The following is a 15076-nucleotide window of genomic DNA, read 5'->3' on the forward strand; positions in this document are numbered from 1 at the left end:
GATGAGCTCCATCGATGCGCGGGACGTGCCCGCAGACACCACCTCGACTGAACGACTGGCGGCCGCCGGACTCGAGTACCGCGTCGTCGATCTGACCGATCACGCGAGCGCCGTGGCGTTCCAGCGTGCGGTCGACCGCGGGTTCCTCGGCGCAGAACCGAGCAGTGAGATGCTCGCCCAGGTCACGAAGACCTTCGCCGCACGACGCAACATCGGCGTGTTCGAGAAGTCGGCAGCGGAAGCGGCGCTGCCGGTCGCGACCACCAACGCGTGGGCGACTCCGCTCACGCTTCCGGGCGGCGGCGAGATCGACATGTGGGCGATCAGCGTCGTCACCGTCGCGGCGACCCATCGGCGCCGAGGCATCGCCAGAGCTCTTCTGGAGGGGGAGCTGCGGGCCGCAGCATCAGCCGGTGTCGCCGTCGCGGGTCTCACCGTGACGGAGGCGACGATCTACGGGCGCTACGGTTTCGGCTCCGCCGTTCCGGTCGCGCGCCTGACCGTGGACACACGACGGGCGGGGTGGGGCGGCGAGACCTCGCCGGGACGCCTCGAATACGTCGACCGTGAGACGCTCGCCGCCGACCTCGGGGCTGTCCACGAGCGCGCGCGTCGACGAACGGCCGGACAGATCCCCGGCTGGCGCGGCCGCTGGGAGGGGTATGCGGGCGTCGCGCCGACCGCAGATCGGGATCAGGCCCGTGGCGTGCGCTATCTCGACGAGGACGGTGCGCTTCGAGGCGTCATGGCATACACCGTGAGTGAGGCGAACGGCACTTTGCGCTTCCGCCTGGACGTGCGGCTGCTCGTGGCGGAGACCACCGAAGCGCGCGCTGCCCTGTGGCGCTTCGCGCTGCAGCACGACCTCGTCGATGAGGTCGTCGCCGACCTCCGTCCCCTCGACGATCCGCTGCCCTGGCTCGTCGCCGACTCCCGCGGCGTGAAGCAGGAGGTGCATGACCACGGCTGGCTGCGCATCCTCGATCTCCCGGCCGCGCTGACCGCACGACGCTACTCCGCTCCGCTCGACACGGTGCTGCGCGTCGAGGACTCGCTCGGGTTCGCGAACGGCGACTGGCGCGTGCGCATCGACGAGTCCGGTGACGCGACGGTCGAGGTCGCCGAGGATGGAGATCCCGCCGACATCGTGCTCGACGTGTCGGCGCTGTCTTCGCTGTACGCCGGGGGAATTCGCGCGGCGTCTCTGCACGCCGCCGGTCGGATCTCGGGCGACGCTGCGGCCGTCGAGGCGCTCGACCGGGCGCTGGTCGCCTTCCCCGTGCCGTCCCTCGACATCTGGTACTGAACCGGAACGAGAAAGGGCGCCCCGACCGTGGTCGGGGCGCCCCTTTCTCGTCGATGGATCAGCCGAGCGTGACGGCCGAGCGGATCAGTGCGGCCTGCTCGGCCGCGTGCACCTTGGACGATCCCGTCGCCGGCGATGCCGATGCCGTGCGGGCGACGGGACGGAAGGAACGGTCGCCGGGGACGTCGGCGAAGGCGAGCGCGAGGAACGGCCAGGCGCCCTGGTTCTCCGGCTCCTCCTGCACCCACACCAGTTCGGCGTTCGGGTAGGAGTCGGTGATGGCCTTGAGGTCGTCGATCGGCGTCGGGTAGAGCTGCTCGAGCCGGACGAGGGCGACCTCGGGGTTCGGGTTCTTATCGAGTTCGGCGCGCAGATCCCAGTGCACCTTGCCCGAGTGCACCAGGACGCGCTTCACGGCCGAGCGGTCGAGACCGCGGTCGTCGTCGATCACCGGCTCGAACCGGCCCTGGGTGAACGCCTCGACCGGGCTCGTCGCGCCGCGCAGACGCAGCATCGCCTTCGGAGTGAACACGATGAGCGGCTTGCGAGGACGGGCATAGGCCTGGCGGCGCAGCAGGTGGAAGTACGACGCCGGGGTCGACGGACGGGAGACGATCATGTTCTCCTGTGCGCACAGCTGCAGGAATCGCTCGATGCGCGCCGACGAGTGGTCGGGTCCCTGGCCCTCGTAGCCGTGGGGGAGGAGCAGCGTCACGCTGGACTGCTGGCCCCACTTCTGCTCGGCGGCGGAGATGTACTCGTCGATGACGGACTGGGCGCCGTTGACGAAGTCGCCGAACTGCGCCTCCCAGAGCACGAGTGCTTCGGGGGCCTCGACCGAATAGCCGTATTCGAATCCGAGGGCGGCGTACTCGCTGAGGAGCGAGTCGTAGACGAAGAAGCGGCCCTGCGCGTCGGACAGGTTCGACAGCGGCAGCCACTCCTGGCCGTTCGCGCGGTCGTGAAGGGTCGCGTGACGCTGCACGAACGTGCCGCGGCGCGCATCCTGCCCGGCGAGACGCACCGGGGTGCCCTCGACCAGAAGAGAGCCGAATGCGAGCAGCTCGCCGAAGCCCCAGTCGATACCGCCGTTGCGGCTCATGTCGAGACGCTTCTCCAGCAGCTGCTGGATCTTCGGGTGCACCGTGAAGCCCTCGGGCTTGTTCACGAACGCGTCGCCGATGAGCTGGATGACCTCACCCGGCACGCCGGTGACCTCGGGCGCGCCGACCTGATCTTCCACCGGAGGCAGGTCGGGTGCGATCGGTGTCGCCCCGGTCTCCGCCGCGTGGGTCTCGGCGAAGGCGATCTCGAGACGGTTCTGGAAGTCCGCCTTGGCCTCGTCGTACTCCTGCTCCGTGATGTCGCCACGGCCGACGAGCGACTCGGTGTACAGCCGGCGCACCGACCGCTTCGCCTGGATCAGGTCGGTCATCAGCGGCTGCGTCATCGAGGGGTCGTCGCCCTCGTTGTGACCGCGTCGGCGGTAGCACACGAGGTCGATGACGACGTCGCGGTGGAAGCGCTCGCGGTACTCGAACGCGAGCTGCGCCACGTGGATGACAGCCTCGGGGTCGTCGCCGTTCACGTGGAACACCGGTGCCTGGATGGTCTTCGCCACGTCGGTGGAGTACACCGAGGTGCGTCCGTCGTTCGGGGTCGTCGTGAAGCCGACCTGGTTGTTCACCACGACGTGGATCGTGCCGCCGGTGCGGTAGCCGCGCAGCTGCGACATCTGCAGCGTCTCGACCACGACGCCCTGTCCGGCGAAGGCGGCGTCGCCGTGGACGAGGATCGGCAGCCAGGCGAACGTGCCGATCGGCTTGCGGTCCTGCTTGGCGCGGACGATGCCTTCCAGCACGCCGTCGACCGTCTCGAGGTGCGACGGGTTCGCCGCGAGGTAGACCGGCAGCTCGGACTTGTCGTCGGCGACGAAGGTGCCCTCGGTGCCGAGGTGGTACTTCACATCGCCGGAGCCGCGCTGGTTGCCGGGGGTCTGGGTGCCCTCGAACTCCCGGAACACCTGGCCGTACGTCTTGCCGGCGATGTTCGTGAGCACGTTGAGGCGGCCGCGGTGGGCCATACCGATCGCGGCACCCTCGAGACCTGCGGTCGCGGCGCCCTGGAGGATCTCGTCGAGCAGCGGGATCAGCGACTCGCCGCCCTCGAGCGAGAAGCGCTTCTGGCCGACGAACTTCGTCTGCAGGAAGGTCTCGAACGCCTCGGCCTCGTTCAGCTTGCGGAGAACCCGCAGCTGCTCGTCGTGGCCGGGCTTCTGGTACTTGACCTCGACCTTCTCCTGGAACCAGCGACGCTGCTCCGGGTCCTGGATGTGCATGTACTCGATGCCGAGCGTGCGGCAGTACGAGTCGCGGAGCACTCCGAGGATGTCGCGGAGCTTGGCGATGCGCCGACCACCGAATCCGCCGGTGACGAATTCGCGGTCGAGGTCCCAGAAGGTGAGCCCGTGGCTCTCGATCTCGAGGTCGGGGTGCGAGCGCTGCTGGTACTCGAGCGGGTCGATGTCGGCCATCAGGTGGCCGCGCACGCGGAAGGAATTGATGAGCTCCTGCACGCGGGACTGCTTGTCGACGCGCTCGGCGAGGTCGACCGCGATGTCGGGGTTCCACCGGATGGGGGCATACGGGATGCGGAGCGCCGCGAAGATGTCGTCGTAGAAGCCGCGCTGGCCGATGAGCAGCTCATGCACCTTCTTGAGGAACTCGCCCGACCCGGCACCCTGGATGACGCGGTGGTCGTAGGTGCTGGTGAGCGTGATCGTCTTGCCGATCGCCAGTTCGTTGAGCGTCTTGTCGCTCGCGCCCTGGAACTCGGCGGGGTACTCGAGGGCGCCGGCGCCGATGATGCACCCCTGGCCCTTCATGAGTCGCGGCACGGAGTGCACGGTGCCGATGCCGCCCGGGTTGGTCAGCGAGACGGTGGTGCCTTGGAAGTCGGCGGCGGTGAGCTTGTTGCCGCGCGCGCGGGTGACCAGGTCTTCGTAGGCGCTGAGGTACTCCGTGAAGGACAGGGTGTCGGCGCGCTTGATGCTGGGCACCATGAGTGCGCGAGTTCCGTCGGGCTTGGGCAGGTCGATCGCGATGCCGAGGTTGACGTGCGCCGGGGCGACGACCGAGGGCTTGCCGTCGATCTCGGCGTAGAACACGTTCTGGCTGCGGAACTCGTCGAGCGTGCGGATGAGCGCCCAGCCGATGAGGTGGGTGAAGCTGATCTTGCCGCCGCGGGTGCGCGCCATGTGGTTGTTGATGACGATGCGGTTGTCGATCATCAGCTTCGCGGGCACGGTGCGCACGCTGGTCGCGGTGGGGACGGTCAGCGATTCGTCCATGTTCGCCGCGAGGGTCTTCGGCAGGCCGCGCAGCGGCGTGACCTTGTCCTCCTCGACGGTCTCGGCGGCTTCCTTCGACTCGGGCTTGGGCGCGGGCTTGGGCGCCTGGGCCGGGATCGGCGCGGCGGCCGCGGGCTTCGCGGTCGTGCGGGCGACCGGCTGCGAGCCGATCACCGGGATCGGGGCGGTCACCGGATGTGCCGACGTGTCCGCGGCGGCGGGTGCCGATGAGGACGTGTCCGAGTGGTACTTCTCGAGGATCGGCCACCACTCCTTGTCGACGGAGTCGCGGTTCACCTTGAACTGCTCGTAGAGCTCTTCGACGAGCCAGGAATTGGCTCCGAACCCCCCGTCGCCGTTGACGCCGGTCACCTGGTTCGACACTCTCGATCGCCCTCTTTCATCGCTGAAGCTCTCTGGTGCGGACGTCGACGCAGGATGCGTTCGGATCCGCACACTCTCGACCAACAAGCCTAACGTGTTTCGCTCGGGGAATCGTCGGAAGCGACGCGCCCACGCGGCTGCGATCTGGGTACCGTGGAGACATGGAGTTCTCTGGAGCGCAGCCGACCGTCGACCTGACCTACTCGGACGTCTTCCTGGTGCCGCGGCGATCCGGGGTCACCAGCCGTCTTCAGGTCGATCTGGCACCACTGGACGGCACCCCGGCCACCCTTCCGATCGTCGCCGCGAACATGAACTCCGTGACCGGACCGCGCATCGCGGCGGTGCTCGCCCGCCGAGGTGCGCTCGGCGTCCTTCCCCAGGACCTGCCGCTGCAGGATCTCGATTCCGCGATCCGCGACGTGAAGGCGCAGCCGGTCCTCTGGGACACCCCGATCGTGCTCCCGCCCGAGGCCTCCGTCTCAGACGCGCTTCGTCTGCTCCCGGCCGCCGCCGGTCACGAGATCGTGGTCGCGCAGGGCGCCGCGCCGATCGAGGTCGGGCGGATCCTCGGGGTGCTCCCGGCCACCAGGCTCGCCACCGCGCTGCCGGATGCTCAGCTCGGAGATCTCGTGCACCGCGGGACGCCGTCCATCGACGCGGACGACATCGGTTCGGAGCGGCACGCCTTCGACGTCATCACGGACGCCGACGTCGAGATGGTGACCGTGGTCCATCACGGGCATCTCGTGGGCACCCTGAGCGCGCGCAGTGCGCTGCGCTCGACCCTGTACCGCCCGGCCGTCGATACCGACGGGCGTCTGGCCGTCGCCGCGGCCGTCGGAATCAACGGCGACGTCGCAGCGAAGGCCAAGGCGCTCGCCGGAGCCGGTGTCGACGTGCTGGTCGTCGACACCGCGCACGGCCACCAGGAGAGCATGCTGCGCGCTCTGCGTGCGATCGCCGAGCTCGACCTCGGTCTGCCCATCGTCGCCGGCAACATCGTCACCGCCGACGGCGTCGCCGACCTGGTCGATGCGGGCGCGACGATCCTCAAGGTGGGCGTGGGCCCGGGGGCGATGTGCACGACGCGCATGATGACCGCGGTCGGCCGCCCCCAGTTCTCCGCGGTGCTCGAGACCGCCCAGGCTGCCAAGGAGCTCGGCGCGCATGTCTGGGCCGACGGTGGCGTGCGGTACCCCCGCGACGTCGCGCTCGCGCTCGCGGCCGGCGCGGCATCCGTCATGGTCGGCTCATGGTTCGCCGGCACGATCGAGGCGCCGGGGGAGCTCCAGCGCGACGGCGACGGACGCCTGTTCAAGGAATCCTGGGGCATGGCGTCGACCAAGGCGGTGCAGGCGCGCTTCGGCCGACTCGACGCCTACGAGCGGGCCCGCAAAGAGCTCTTCGCCGAGGGCATCTCCTCGTCCAAGATCTATCTCGACCCCCTGCGTCCCGGCGTGGAGGACCTGCTGGACATGATCACCTCGGGCGTGCGTTCGTCGTTCACGTATGCGGGTGCGTCGTCCGTGCCGGAGTTCCACGATCGCGCGCTGGTCGGACTCCAGTCGGCGGCGGGGTACGAAGAGGGCAAGGCGCTGCCCGTCAGCTGGTGATCGCGAGCGCGAGCACAGTCGTCTTCTGTACAATCGTCCGCATAATGGACGACCCTCCCAGTTGCAGAACATCGCCCCACTGTCCGCCTCTCTCGCAGGAGAGGAACCGCTGATGGACTACATCATGTTGGGCGTGGGGCTCCTTCTCACGGTCGGCACCGGCCTCTTCGTCGCCAGCGAGTTCGCGCTGGTCAACCTCGACCGCGCCGAGCTCGAGGCGCGACAGGCCAGAGGTGAATCCCGGCTCTCGCTCACGATCGGCGCCCTCAGGCACACGTCCACGCATCTCTCCGCAGCGCAGCTCGGCATCACCCTGACGACGCTGCTCACCGGTTACACGATGGAGCCGGCGCTGTCGAACCTGCTTCGTCCGACGCTCCTCGCTTGGAGCATCCCGGAGGCGGCGGTCGCGCCCATCGCGACGATCGTGGCGATGCTCGTCGCCACCGTGCTCTCGATGATCCTCGGCGAACTCGTGCCGAAGAACTTCGCGCTCGCCCTGCCGCTGGCGACGGCGAAGCTCGTCATCCCCTTCCAGGTCGCCTTCACGACAGTCTTCAAACCGGCCGTGGTCGTGCTCAACGGCAGTGCCAACGGCGTGCTGCGGAGCATGGGCATCGAGCCCAAGGAGGAGCTCTCCGGCGCCCGCAGCGCGGAGGAGCTCTCCTCGCTCGTCCGACGCTCCGCCAATGCGGGGCTGCTCGAGGCCGACACCGCGACGCTGCTCGACCGCACCCTGATGTTCTCCCGGCTGACCGCCGCCGATGTGATGACCGCGCGGCCGAGCATGCACGCGATCGCCGCGGGCGACTCGGTGGACGACGTCATCCAACTCGCGCGACGGACCGGCCACAGCCGCTTCCCCGTGTACGACGACGATCTCGACGACATCACGGGCGTCGTGCACCTCAAGGCGGCCATCTCGGTGCCGCGTGATCGCCGGATCGACGTCCCCGTCGGTGCTCTGGCGACCGAGCCCCTGCGCGTACCCGAGACGGTGCACGTCGACGCACTGATCTCCGAGCTCCGTGCTCGCGGTTACCAGCTCGCCGTCGTCGTCGACGAATACGGCGGGACTGCGGGTCTCGTCACCCTCGAAGACCTCGTCGAGGAGCTGGTCGGCGAGGTCGCCGACGAGCACGACCGCACCAGAGCAGGAGTCATCCGCAACAGGGAGGGTGTGACCTTCCCCGGCGAGCTGCGGCCCGATGAGCTGCGCCGTCGCGCGGGCGTCGAGGTGCCGGAGGGCGACGTCTACGACACAGTGGGCGGCTACGTCATGAGCGTGCTCGAGCGCGTGCCCTCGGTCGGCGACGAGGTGCCGCTTGACAGCGGCATCCTCCAGGTCGTCCGCATGGACGGCCGGCGCGTCGACCGCGTCCGCTACGTTCCGAGTCCGCTCGACGGGGGAGAGGAGGCCACCCGATGAACGATTGGGGAGGACTCGCCTGGCTCGTCGTGCTTCTGATCGCGAACGCGTTCTTCGTCGGTGGAGAGTTCGCGGTGATCTCGGCTCGGCGGTCGCAGATCGAACCGCGCGCAGACCAGGGCTCTCGTGCAGCGAAGACGGCGCTCTACGCGATGGAGCACGCGACTCTGATGCTCGCGACCTCGCAGCTCGGCATCACCATCTGCTCGCTCCTGATCCTGAACGTCTCGGAACCTGCGATCCACCACCTGCTCGCCGTCCCGCTGCATGCGCTCGGCTGGCCGGACGGAGCCGTCGACGCGGTCTCCTTCGCGATCGCACTTCTGATCGTCTCGTTCCTGCACGTCGTGTTCGGCGAGATGGTGCCGAAGAACCTCGCGTTCTCGGTGCCGGATCGTGCCGTGCTGATCCTGGCGCCGCCGCTCGTATGGGTGTCGAAGGTGTTCATGCCGGTGATCTGGGTGCTCAACGCGGCCGCCAACGGTGTGCTGCGCCTCTTCCGGGTGGAGCCGAAGAACGAAGCGGCCTCCACGTTCACGCTCGACGAGGTCGCGACCATCGTGAGCCAGTCGCGACGCGAGGGTCTGCTGATGGACACCGCGGGAACGGTCGCCGCCGCCGTCGAATTCACCGACAAGAAGGCGCGGGATGTCGCCGTGCCGCTCGGCGATCTCGTGACGCTGCCGCAGTCGACCACGCCGGACGACATCGAGAAGGCCGTGTCCCGCTACGGGTTCTCCCGCTACGTGATCGTCGACGACGAAGCGGTACCGATCGGGTATGTCCACCTGAAGGACATCCTCCGCGCATCCGAAGGGCCGGATGCCGAGACGAAGATGATCCAGCCGGTCCCGGCCAAGCGCATCCACCACATGGTGCCGGTGCAGGAGGATACGGATCTGGAGGATGCCCTCGCCGTCATGCGCCGCGCGGGCCGCCACCTCGCGAAGGTGCGCGACGGCGAGGGCAACACCACCGCCGTGCTGTTCCTGGAGGACATCCTGGAGGAGCTGGTCGGCGAGGTGCAGGACGCGACGCGTCGCTTCCGCGGACGCTGATCCGGACAGATACGCGAAGGCCGCCGACCCGGGAGGATCGGCGGCCTTCGTCGCGTGCGCGCCCGCTCAGCGCCAGTGCGCGCGCTCGTACTGCGGGGGCCAGGCGATCTCCGCACCGAGCTCGTGCGCGGCGCGGAGGGCGAAGTGCGGGTCACGCAACCACTCCCGACCCGCGAAGATCACGTCCGCCGCGCCGTCGGCGAGCACCTGCTCCGCCTGGGCCGACGCGGTGATGAGCCCGACGGCGGACACCGGGATGCGGCCGCCCTGGCGCACCGTCTCGGCGAGCGGCACCTGGTAGCCGGGGAACACGTCGATCCGCTGATGCGCCACGAGGCCGCCGCTGGAGACGTCGATCAGGTCGGCCCCGTGCTGTGCCGCCCAGTCGCCGACGATCGTCGCCTCCTCCGGGGTGAAGCCGCCGTCCGCGTGATCGGTGGCCGAGATGCGCACGAGCAGCGGCACCTCGGCGCCGGCGGTGGCACGAACGGCGTCCACCACGCGGAGCAGCAGTCGGGCACGGTTCTCGAGCGATCCGCCGTACTCGTCGTCGCGCAGGTTCGACAGCGGCGACAGGAACTGGTGCAGGAGGTAGCCGTGCGCCCCGTGGATCTCGATGACGTCGAAGCCGGCGTCGAGCGCGCGGCGCGTGGCGGACGCGAACCCCTCGACCACGCGGTCGATGCCCGCCAGGTCGAGGGCCACCGGTTCCGCGAAGCCGTCGAACGCCACGGCCGAGGGCGCGGTGGTCGTCCAGCCGCCGTCCTCCTGCGGGACGGAGCCGCGCTGGGGAGCCCAGGGCCACCAGGTCGAGGCCTTCCGTCCCGCGTGCGCGAGCTGGATGCCGGCGTGCGCTCCGCGGTCGTGGATGGCCTGGACGATCGGCACGAGCGCGTCGCGCTGGTCGTCGTTCCAGAGGCCGACGTCGCGAGGGGAGATCCGGCCCTCGGGGACGACCGAGGTGGCCTCGGCGACGATCAGCCCGGCGCCGCCCGAGGCGAACTGGGCGAGGTGGGCGTGGTGCCACTCCTGAACGACGCCGTCGACGGCGCTGTACATGCACATGGGCGAGACCCAGAGGCGATTGCGGAAGATGACGGATCGGATGCTCAGAGGGGAGAAGAGAAGACTCACCGTTCGACGCTACCCCCGCGGGCGTGCGCCTCGGGCCGCCGCACTAACGTGGAGTCATGATCGAGGTGCGGGAGTGGTCACGCAGCGATACGGCACGCCTGTTCCGTGCGCCCGCGGCGGAGGACGACAAGTACGCGCGCGGGGTCGTGGCGCTGCGTACCGGATCTCCCGCCTACCCCGGCGCCGCGGTGCTCGGAGTCGAGGCGGCCTGGCGGTCCGGAGCGGGGTTCGTGCGGTACGTGGGCGCGGAACGGGTGGCGGACGCCGTGCTGGCCCGGCGACCCGAGACCGTCGTGGGAGCGGACATCGGCAGTTCGCGCGTCGGAGCCTGGGTGATCGGCTCCGGGACGGATCCGATGCACCGCACGGACGCGGAGAGCATCGCGCTCCGCGAGATACTCGCCGGTGCGGTCCCCGTGGTCATCGATGCGGGTGCTCTGGACCTCGCGCCGGGAGCGCGGGCGCCGTTCCTCGTCACCCCGCACGCACGGGAGTTCAGCCGGTTGCAGGAGCGCCTCCGCGTGCAGCCCCACGACGACGAAGACGACGATCGGGCGGATGCGGCGCGGCAGGTGGCCGCGAAGATCGGCGGCACCGTGCTGCTCAAGGGGGCACGGACGCTGGTCGCCGACCCCGACGGAGCCGTCATCGCCGTCGAAGCGGGAACGGGGTGGCTGGCGACGGCCGGTACCGGAGACGTGCTCGCCGGCGTGCTCGGGGCGGTCATGGCCGCGAACCCCGGAGCGGCGCTCGCCGAGGTCGCCGCCGCCGGGGCCTGGCTGCATGGTCATGCCGCGCGGATCGCGGCCGGCACGCTCGCCGGCGGCCCGGGTCACCCGATCGTCGCGATGGACGTGGCCGAGGCGCTCCCGCACGCGATCCAGGACGTCCTGGCGTGAGCCGCGACTCGACGATGAGGGTGCTCGTCCTGTGGGGCGCATTCCTCCTCGTCCACCTGCTCACCGCTCTCCTCGGGTGGGTGTATCCGAGCCAGCCCATGGGCGATGTCGTGCTCGTGTACGAGCCGTGGGCGTCGGCGGCTCTCGGGGGCGGACCGATCGTCGGCATCACCGAGACCTGGGTCTACCCCCAGCTCGCGCTGGTGCCCCTGCTGCTCGCCGCCGGACTCGCTGCGCCTCTGGTGCCCGTGCTCGGCGTCTCGAGTGCTTACCTCGTCGGCTGGGCCGTGCTGGTCATCGTCCTCGATGCGGTCGCCTTCGGCGTGCTCATCGGGCGCTCACCCTCGCATGCGCGGCGGTTCGCGGCCTGGTTCTGGTGCGGCGCCGTCCTGCTGCTCGGACCGATCGCGCTGTACCGGATCGACGCGATCACCGTGCCCCTCGCCGTGATCGGGGGACTCTGGCTCGTCGCGCGACCGATGATCGCCGCCGCCCTGCTGACGGCCGGCGCCTGGATCAAGATCTGGCCCGGTGCGCTCGTCGTGGCCGCCGTCGTCGCGGTCCGCGCGCGGTGGCGTGTGCTGCTCGCGGCGATCATCGTCACGGGTGGTGTCGTGGTGCTGCTGCTCCTGTTCGGCGCGGACACCGAGATCCTCGGGTTCCTGACCGAGCAGACCGGGCGCGGGCTGCAGATCGAGGCGGTGGCGGCGACGCCGTTCCTCTGGCTCGCTGTCGCGGGGGCTGCACGCATCGAGTACAGCTTCGAGATCCTCACCTTCCAGGTGACGGCGCCGGGAGTGGATGCCGTAGCCGCGACCCTCACCCCGCTGATGATGATCTGCGTGCTGGTGGTCGCGGCGATCGGCGCGGTGAAGGCGATCCGCGGTGCCGCCTTTCCCCGGCTGTTCCCGCCGCTCGCCCTCACACTCGTGACGCTGCTCATCGTCACCAACAAGGTCGGCTCTCCCCAGTTCCAGACCTGGCTCATCGCGCCGGTGATCCTGTGGATCGTGCTCGATCGCGCCAGAGCACGCACGCCCGCGGTCATCGTGCTCGCGCTCTGTCTGCTCACCTGTCTCGTGTATCCGCTCGGCTACGACGCTCTGCTGCGCGCTGAAGCGCTTCCCGTCGCCGTGCTGACGGTGCGAAACGTCCTTCTCCTCGTCCTGCTCGTCCTCGGCCTCCGCGCTCTCCTGCGCGTGCCCGTCCGTCATCCGAAACTCCAGGAGTGAACCCATGCTGATCGCCTTCTCCGTCGCCCCGAGCGGCACACCCGCCGAAGGAACCGAGCGAACCGATGCCTCCGTGCACGACGCGGTGGCCGCGGCTGTGCGCGTGGTGCGCGAGTCGGGGCTGCCGCACCGCACGACGAGCATGTTCACCGAGATCGAGGGTCCCGATTGGGACACGGTGATGGACGTCGTGAAGCGCGCCACCGAGGCCGTCATGCCGTTCGGCTCGCGGGTGTCACTCGTCCTCAAGGCCGACATCCGCCCCGGGTACTCGGGCGAGCTCGACGCGAAGATCGAGCGCCTCGAGGCGGCGATCGAGGAGTCGGATGACTGATCGGCGCGCTCCTGCCGAGGTCCGGACACGTCCGGCTGTCGACGATGACGTCGACTGGATCGCGGAACTGCGGGCGATCGTGCTCCGGTCCGATCTGACGCGGCTCGGTCGCTACGACGACGTGCGCGTGCGGCAGCGATTCCGGGACGCGTTCGCGCCGGAGGAGACCCGCGTCATCATCGTGGACGGAGAGGAGGTCGGCTCCGTCGCGCTCCGTGACGAAGGCGGGTCGCGCTGGCTGGAGCACTTCTACATCGCTCCTTCGCACCAGGGGGCCGGCGTCGGAGGTCGCATCCTGACGATGCTCCTAGACGATGACGTGCCCCATCGTCTCAACGTGCTCCAGGGCAGTCCTGCCCGGGCGCTGTATGAACGCCACGGCTTCGTCCTCGAGAGGCAGGACGAGGTCGACGTCTTCATGTTGCGTGAGCGGACGAGCACGGACGGCGTGGCGTCGGACGGCCGCTAGGCTGTACCGGTGAATCCCTCGACTGAATCGAGGGGTGCGGCGAAGTGGGCGCTCCTCTCTCTCGCCATCGGCAGCTTCGGCATCGGCATGACCGAGTTCGTGGTCATGGGTCTGCTGCCCAACATCGCCGCCGACCTGCTGCCCTCGCTCTGGGCCACCAGCCAGGAAGACGCGCTGAGCCAGGCCGGTTGGCTGATCTCGCTGTACGCGCTGGGCGTCGTGGTCGGTGCGCCGACCATCGCCGGCTTCGTCGCGCGCTTCCCGAGGCACCGGGTCATGATCGTGCTGGCCCTCGCCCTGACGGTCTTCAACGCGCTCACAGTCATCCTGCCCACGTTCGAACTGGTCGCCGCCTCCCGGTTCCTGGCAGGGCTCCCGCATGGCGCGTACTTCGGCATCGGCGCCCTGGTCGCGGCCGACGTCATGGGTCCGGGGAACCGTGCCAAGGGCGTGGCATTCATCCTCACGGGACTGACGGTCGCCAACGTGGTCGGCGTGCCGCTCGGCACGTTCCTCGGACAGGTGTGGGGATGGCGCGCGGCGTTCGCCGTCGTCGCGCTCGTGTTCGCGTTGGCGACGGTCTTCATCGCGGTGTTCGTGCCGCAGCACCCCGGTGATCCCGGACGCACGATGCGTCAGGAGCTGCGGGTCTTCCGCATCCCGCAGGTGTGGTTCACGCTCGGCATCGGTGCGATCGGTTTCGGTGGTTTCTTCGCCGTCTACAGCTACATCGCGCCTCTCGTGACCGAGGTCGCCGGGTCGCCGGACTGGGCGGTGCCGATCGTCCTGGTGCTGATGGGGCTCGGCATGACCGCGGGAAACCTCGTCGGCGGCCACCTCGCAGACATCGACCTGCGCCGCACGCTGCTGTTCGGGCTCGCGGCCCTCGTCGTCGTCCTCGGCCTGCTCGCGGTCCTGGCCTTCTGGATCGTGACGCTCGGGCTGCTGGTCTTCGTGGTCGGCTTCGTGTCGTCGGTGCTGAGCCCGACGATCCAGACGCGACTGATGGATGTGGCCGAAGACAACCAGTCGATCGCGGCGGCGATGAACCACTCGGCCCTCAACATCGGGAACAGCCTGGGCGCTTTCCTCGGTGGGCTCGTGATCGCGGCAGGTTGGGGCTTCACGGCTCCCGCATGGACCGGCGCCGCGCTCGCCGTGGCGGGATTGCTGATCGCCCTGCTGTCCTACCGCGTGGAAGCGCGTCGTCGCGCGGCCAGGGAACGCGTCGCGTCGTAGAGTGACGGGGTGATCGCGCCCGATTCCTCTCTCCCCGTCGCCGGCACGGTCGTGCTGCTGCGCGCAGCCGACCCCGGCTTCGAAGTGCTGCTGATGCGGCGTCCCGATCGTGGATCATTCGCAGGTGCGTGGGTCTTTCCCGGTGGCAAGGTCGAGCCGGCCGACCTCCGAGACGGTGACGAGGAGGTCGAGGACGCACGTCGTGCCGCGATCCGGGAGACCTTCGAAGAGGTCGGGGTCGTCGTCGAGGAGCTGGTGGCGTTCTCCGAATGGCATCCGCCGGTCGAGGCACCCACGCGCATCCGCACCTGGTTCTTCCTCGCCGCGGCGCCGGCCGCCGATCCGTCACCCGCCGAAGACGAGGTGGCCGCGATCGCCTGGGTCCGTCCTGCCGAGGCTCTCGCGCGGCACGGTGCCGGGGAGTGGATGCTGTACCCGCCGACCTGGATCACGCTGCATCAGCTGTCGGCGTTCACCGACGCGGCATCCGCGTTGTCTTCCGGCGGTGCCGTGCAGCTGTTCCAGACCCGTGTTCTCGGTTCGGGCGCCGCGCAGGCGTTCGCGTGGGAGCAGGGGCGTCTCGAGGCGGGCGAGCTGCCGTGGCGGTTCCTCCCCAGGTGAGCGACG

The 15076-nt window shown here is 69.6% G+C and carries 12 protein-coding genes; 10 read left to right on the forward strand and 2 right to left on the reverse strand.

The annotated features are described in order from the left end of the window. Nucleotide 1 precedes the first annotated feature (1 nt). Nucleotides 2–1306, forward strand: coding sequence for a GNAT family N-acetyltransferase (locus ACIOTO_RS16635; protein ID WP_400858639.1), 1305 nt, complete (start codon nucleotides 2–4; stop codon nucleotides 1304–1306). Nucleotides 1307–1364: 58 nt separating this feature from the next. On the opposite strand, the gene ACIOTO_RS16640 is transcribed toward ACIOTO_RS16635, so the two are convergent. Further along, nucleotides 1365–5039: a multifunctional oxoglutarate decarboxylase/oxoglutarate dehydrogenase thiamine pyrophosphate-binding subunit/dihydrolipoyllysine-residue succinyltransferase subunit gene (locus tag ACIOTO_RS16640; protein ID WP_400858640.1), complete on the reverse strand. Its 3675-nt coding sequence runs from the start codon at nucleotides 5037–5039 to the stop codon at nucleotides 1365–1367. A gap of 161 nt (nucleotides 5040–5200) precedes the next feature. On the opposite strand from ACIOTO_RS16640, the gene ACIOTO_RS16645 reads away from it, so the two are divergent. The 3 genes from ACIOTO_RS16645 (at nucleotide 5201) to ACIOTO_RS16655 (ending at nucleotide 9142) form a co-directional block, all read left to right on the forward strand. After that, nucleotides 5201–6655, forward strand: a complete 1455-nt coding sequence (locus tag ACIOTO_RS16645; protein WP_400858641.1) for a GuaB1 family IMP dehydrogenase-related protein — start codon at nucleotides 5201–5203, stop codon at nucleotides 6653–6655. 112 nt (nucleotides 6656–6767) lie between these two features. Next, nucleotides 6768–8084, forward strand: coding sequence for a hemolysin family protein (locus tag ACIOTO_RS16650; protein ID WP_029261940.1), 1317 nt, complete (start codon nucleotides 6768–6770; stop codon nucleotides 8082–8084). Continuing rightward, nucleotides 8081–9142, forward strand: coding sequence for a hemolysin family protein (locus tag ACIOTO_RS16655; RefSeq protein ID WP_400858642.1), 1062 nt, complete (start codon nucleotides 8081–8083; stop codon nucleotides 9140–9142). The genes ACIOTO_RS16650 and ACIOTO_RS16655 overlap by 4 nt, the downstream gene beginning before the upstream one ends. A 66-nt stretch (nucleotides 9143–9208) precedes the next feature. On the opposite strand, the gene ACIOTO_RS16660 is transcribed toward ACIOTO_RS16655, so the two are convergent. Continuing rightward, nucleotides 9209–10276: an NADH:flavin oxidoreductase/NADH oxidase gene (locus ACIOTO_RS16660; RefSeq protein ID WP_400858643.1), complete on the reverse strand. Its 1068-nt coding sequence runs from the start codon at nucleotides 10274–10276 to the stop codon at nucleotides 9209–9211. Nucleotides 10277–10332: 56 nt separating this feature from the next. On the opposite strand from ACIOTO_RS16660, the gene ACIOTO_RS16665 reads away from it, so the two are divergent. Genes ACIOTO_RS16665 through ACIOTO_RS16690 form a run of 6 tightly spaced genes read left to right on the forward strand, consistent with a single transcriptional unit; the run spans nucleotide 10333 to nucleotide 15070 of the window. Further along, nucleotides 10333–11175, forward strand: coding sequence for an NAD(P)H-hydrate dehydratase (locus ACIOTO_RS16665; protein WP_400858644.1), 843 nt, complete (start codon nucleotides 10333–10335; stop codon nucleotides 11173–11175). Further along, a complete protein-coding gene (locus ACIOTO_RS16670; RefSeq protein ID WP_400858645.1) occupies nucleotides 11172–12407 on the forward strand; it encodes a hypothetical protein in 1236 nt (411 codons plus the stop codon). The genes ACIOTO_RS16665 and ACIOTO_RS16670 overlap by 4 nt, the downstream gene beginning before the upstream one ends. 4 nt (nucleotides 12408–12411) lie before the next feature. Next, nucleotides 12412–12741 (forward strand): thiamine-binding protein, encoded by a 330-nt coding sequence (locus tag ACIOTO_RS16675; RefSeq protein WP_091033868.1) that lies wholly within the window; start codon nucleotides 12412–12414, stop codon nucleotides 12739–12741. Continuing rightward, nucleotides 12734–13210, forward strand: a complete 477-nt coding sequence (locus ACIOTO_RS16680) for a GNAT family N-acetyltransferase (protein ID WP_400858646.1) — start codon at nucleotides 12734–12736, stop codon at nucleotides 13208–13210. Before ACIOTO_RS16675 ends, ACIOTO_RS16680 begins: the two co-directional genes overlap by 8 nt. Nucleotides 13211–13219: 9 nt before the next feature. Further along, nucleotides 13220–14449: an MFS transporter gene (locus ACIOTO_RS16685; protein WP_400858647.1), complete on the forward strand. Its 1230-nt coding sequence runs from the start codon at nucleotides 13220–13222 to the stop codon at nucleotides 14447–14449. A gap of 9 nt (nucleotides 14450–14458) precedes the next feature. After that, entirely contained in the window at nucleotides 14459–15070 is a 612-nt protein-coding gene (locus tag ACIOTO_RS16690; protein WP_400858648.1) for an NUDIX domain-containing protein, read from the forward strand. Nucleotides 15071–15076 lie beyond the last annotated feature (6 nt).

Origin of the sequence: Microbacterium sp. NPDC087592 (assembly GCF_044743585.1) — a bacterium.
Lineage (GTDB): Bacteria > Actinomycetota > Actinomycetes > Actinomycetales > Microbacteriaceae > Microbacterium.

Excerpts from the sequence above, each read along its gene's own strand:
- ACIOTO_RS16635 (WP_400858639.1), top strand. The coding sequence starts at position 2 with ATGAGCTCCATCGATGCGCGGGACGTGCCCGCAGACACCACCTCGACT.
- ACIOTO_RS16645 (WP_400858641.1), top strand. The coding sequence starts at position 5,201 with ATGGAGTTCTCTGGAGCGCAGCCGACCGTCGACCTGACCTACTCGGAC.
- ACIOTO_RS16650 (WP_029261940.1), top strand. The coding sequence starts at position 6,768 with ATGGACTACATCATGTTGGGCGTGGGGCTCCTTCTCACGGTCGGCACC.
- ACIOTO_RS16655 (WP_400858642.1), top strand. The coding sequence starts at position 8,081 with ATGAACGATTGGGGAGGACTCGCCTGGCTCGTCGTGCTTCTGATCGCG.
- ACIOTO_RS16665 (WP_400858644.1), top strand. The coding sequence starts at position 10,333 with ATGATCGAGGTGCGGGAGTGGTCACGCAGCGATACGGCACGCCTGTTC.
- ACIOTO_RS16675 (WP_091033868.1), top strand. The coding sequence starts at position 12,412 with ATGCTGATCGCCTTCTCCGTCGCCCCGAGCGGCACACCCGCCGAAGGA.
- ACIOTO_RS16680 (WP_400858646.1), top strand. The coding sequence starts at position 12,734 with ATGACTGATCGGCGCGCTCCTGCCGAGGTCCGGACACGTCCGGCTGTC.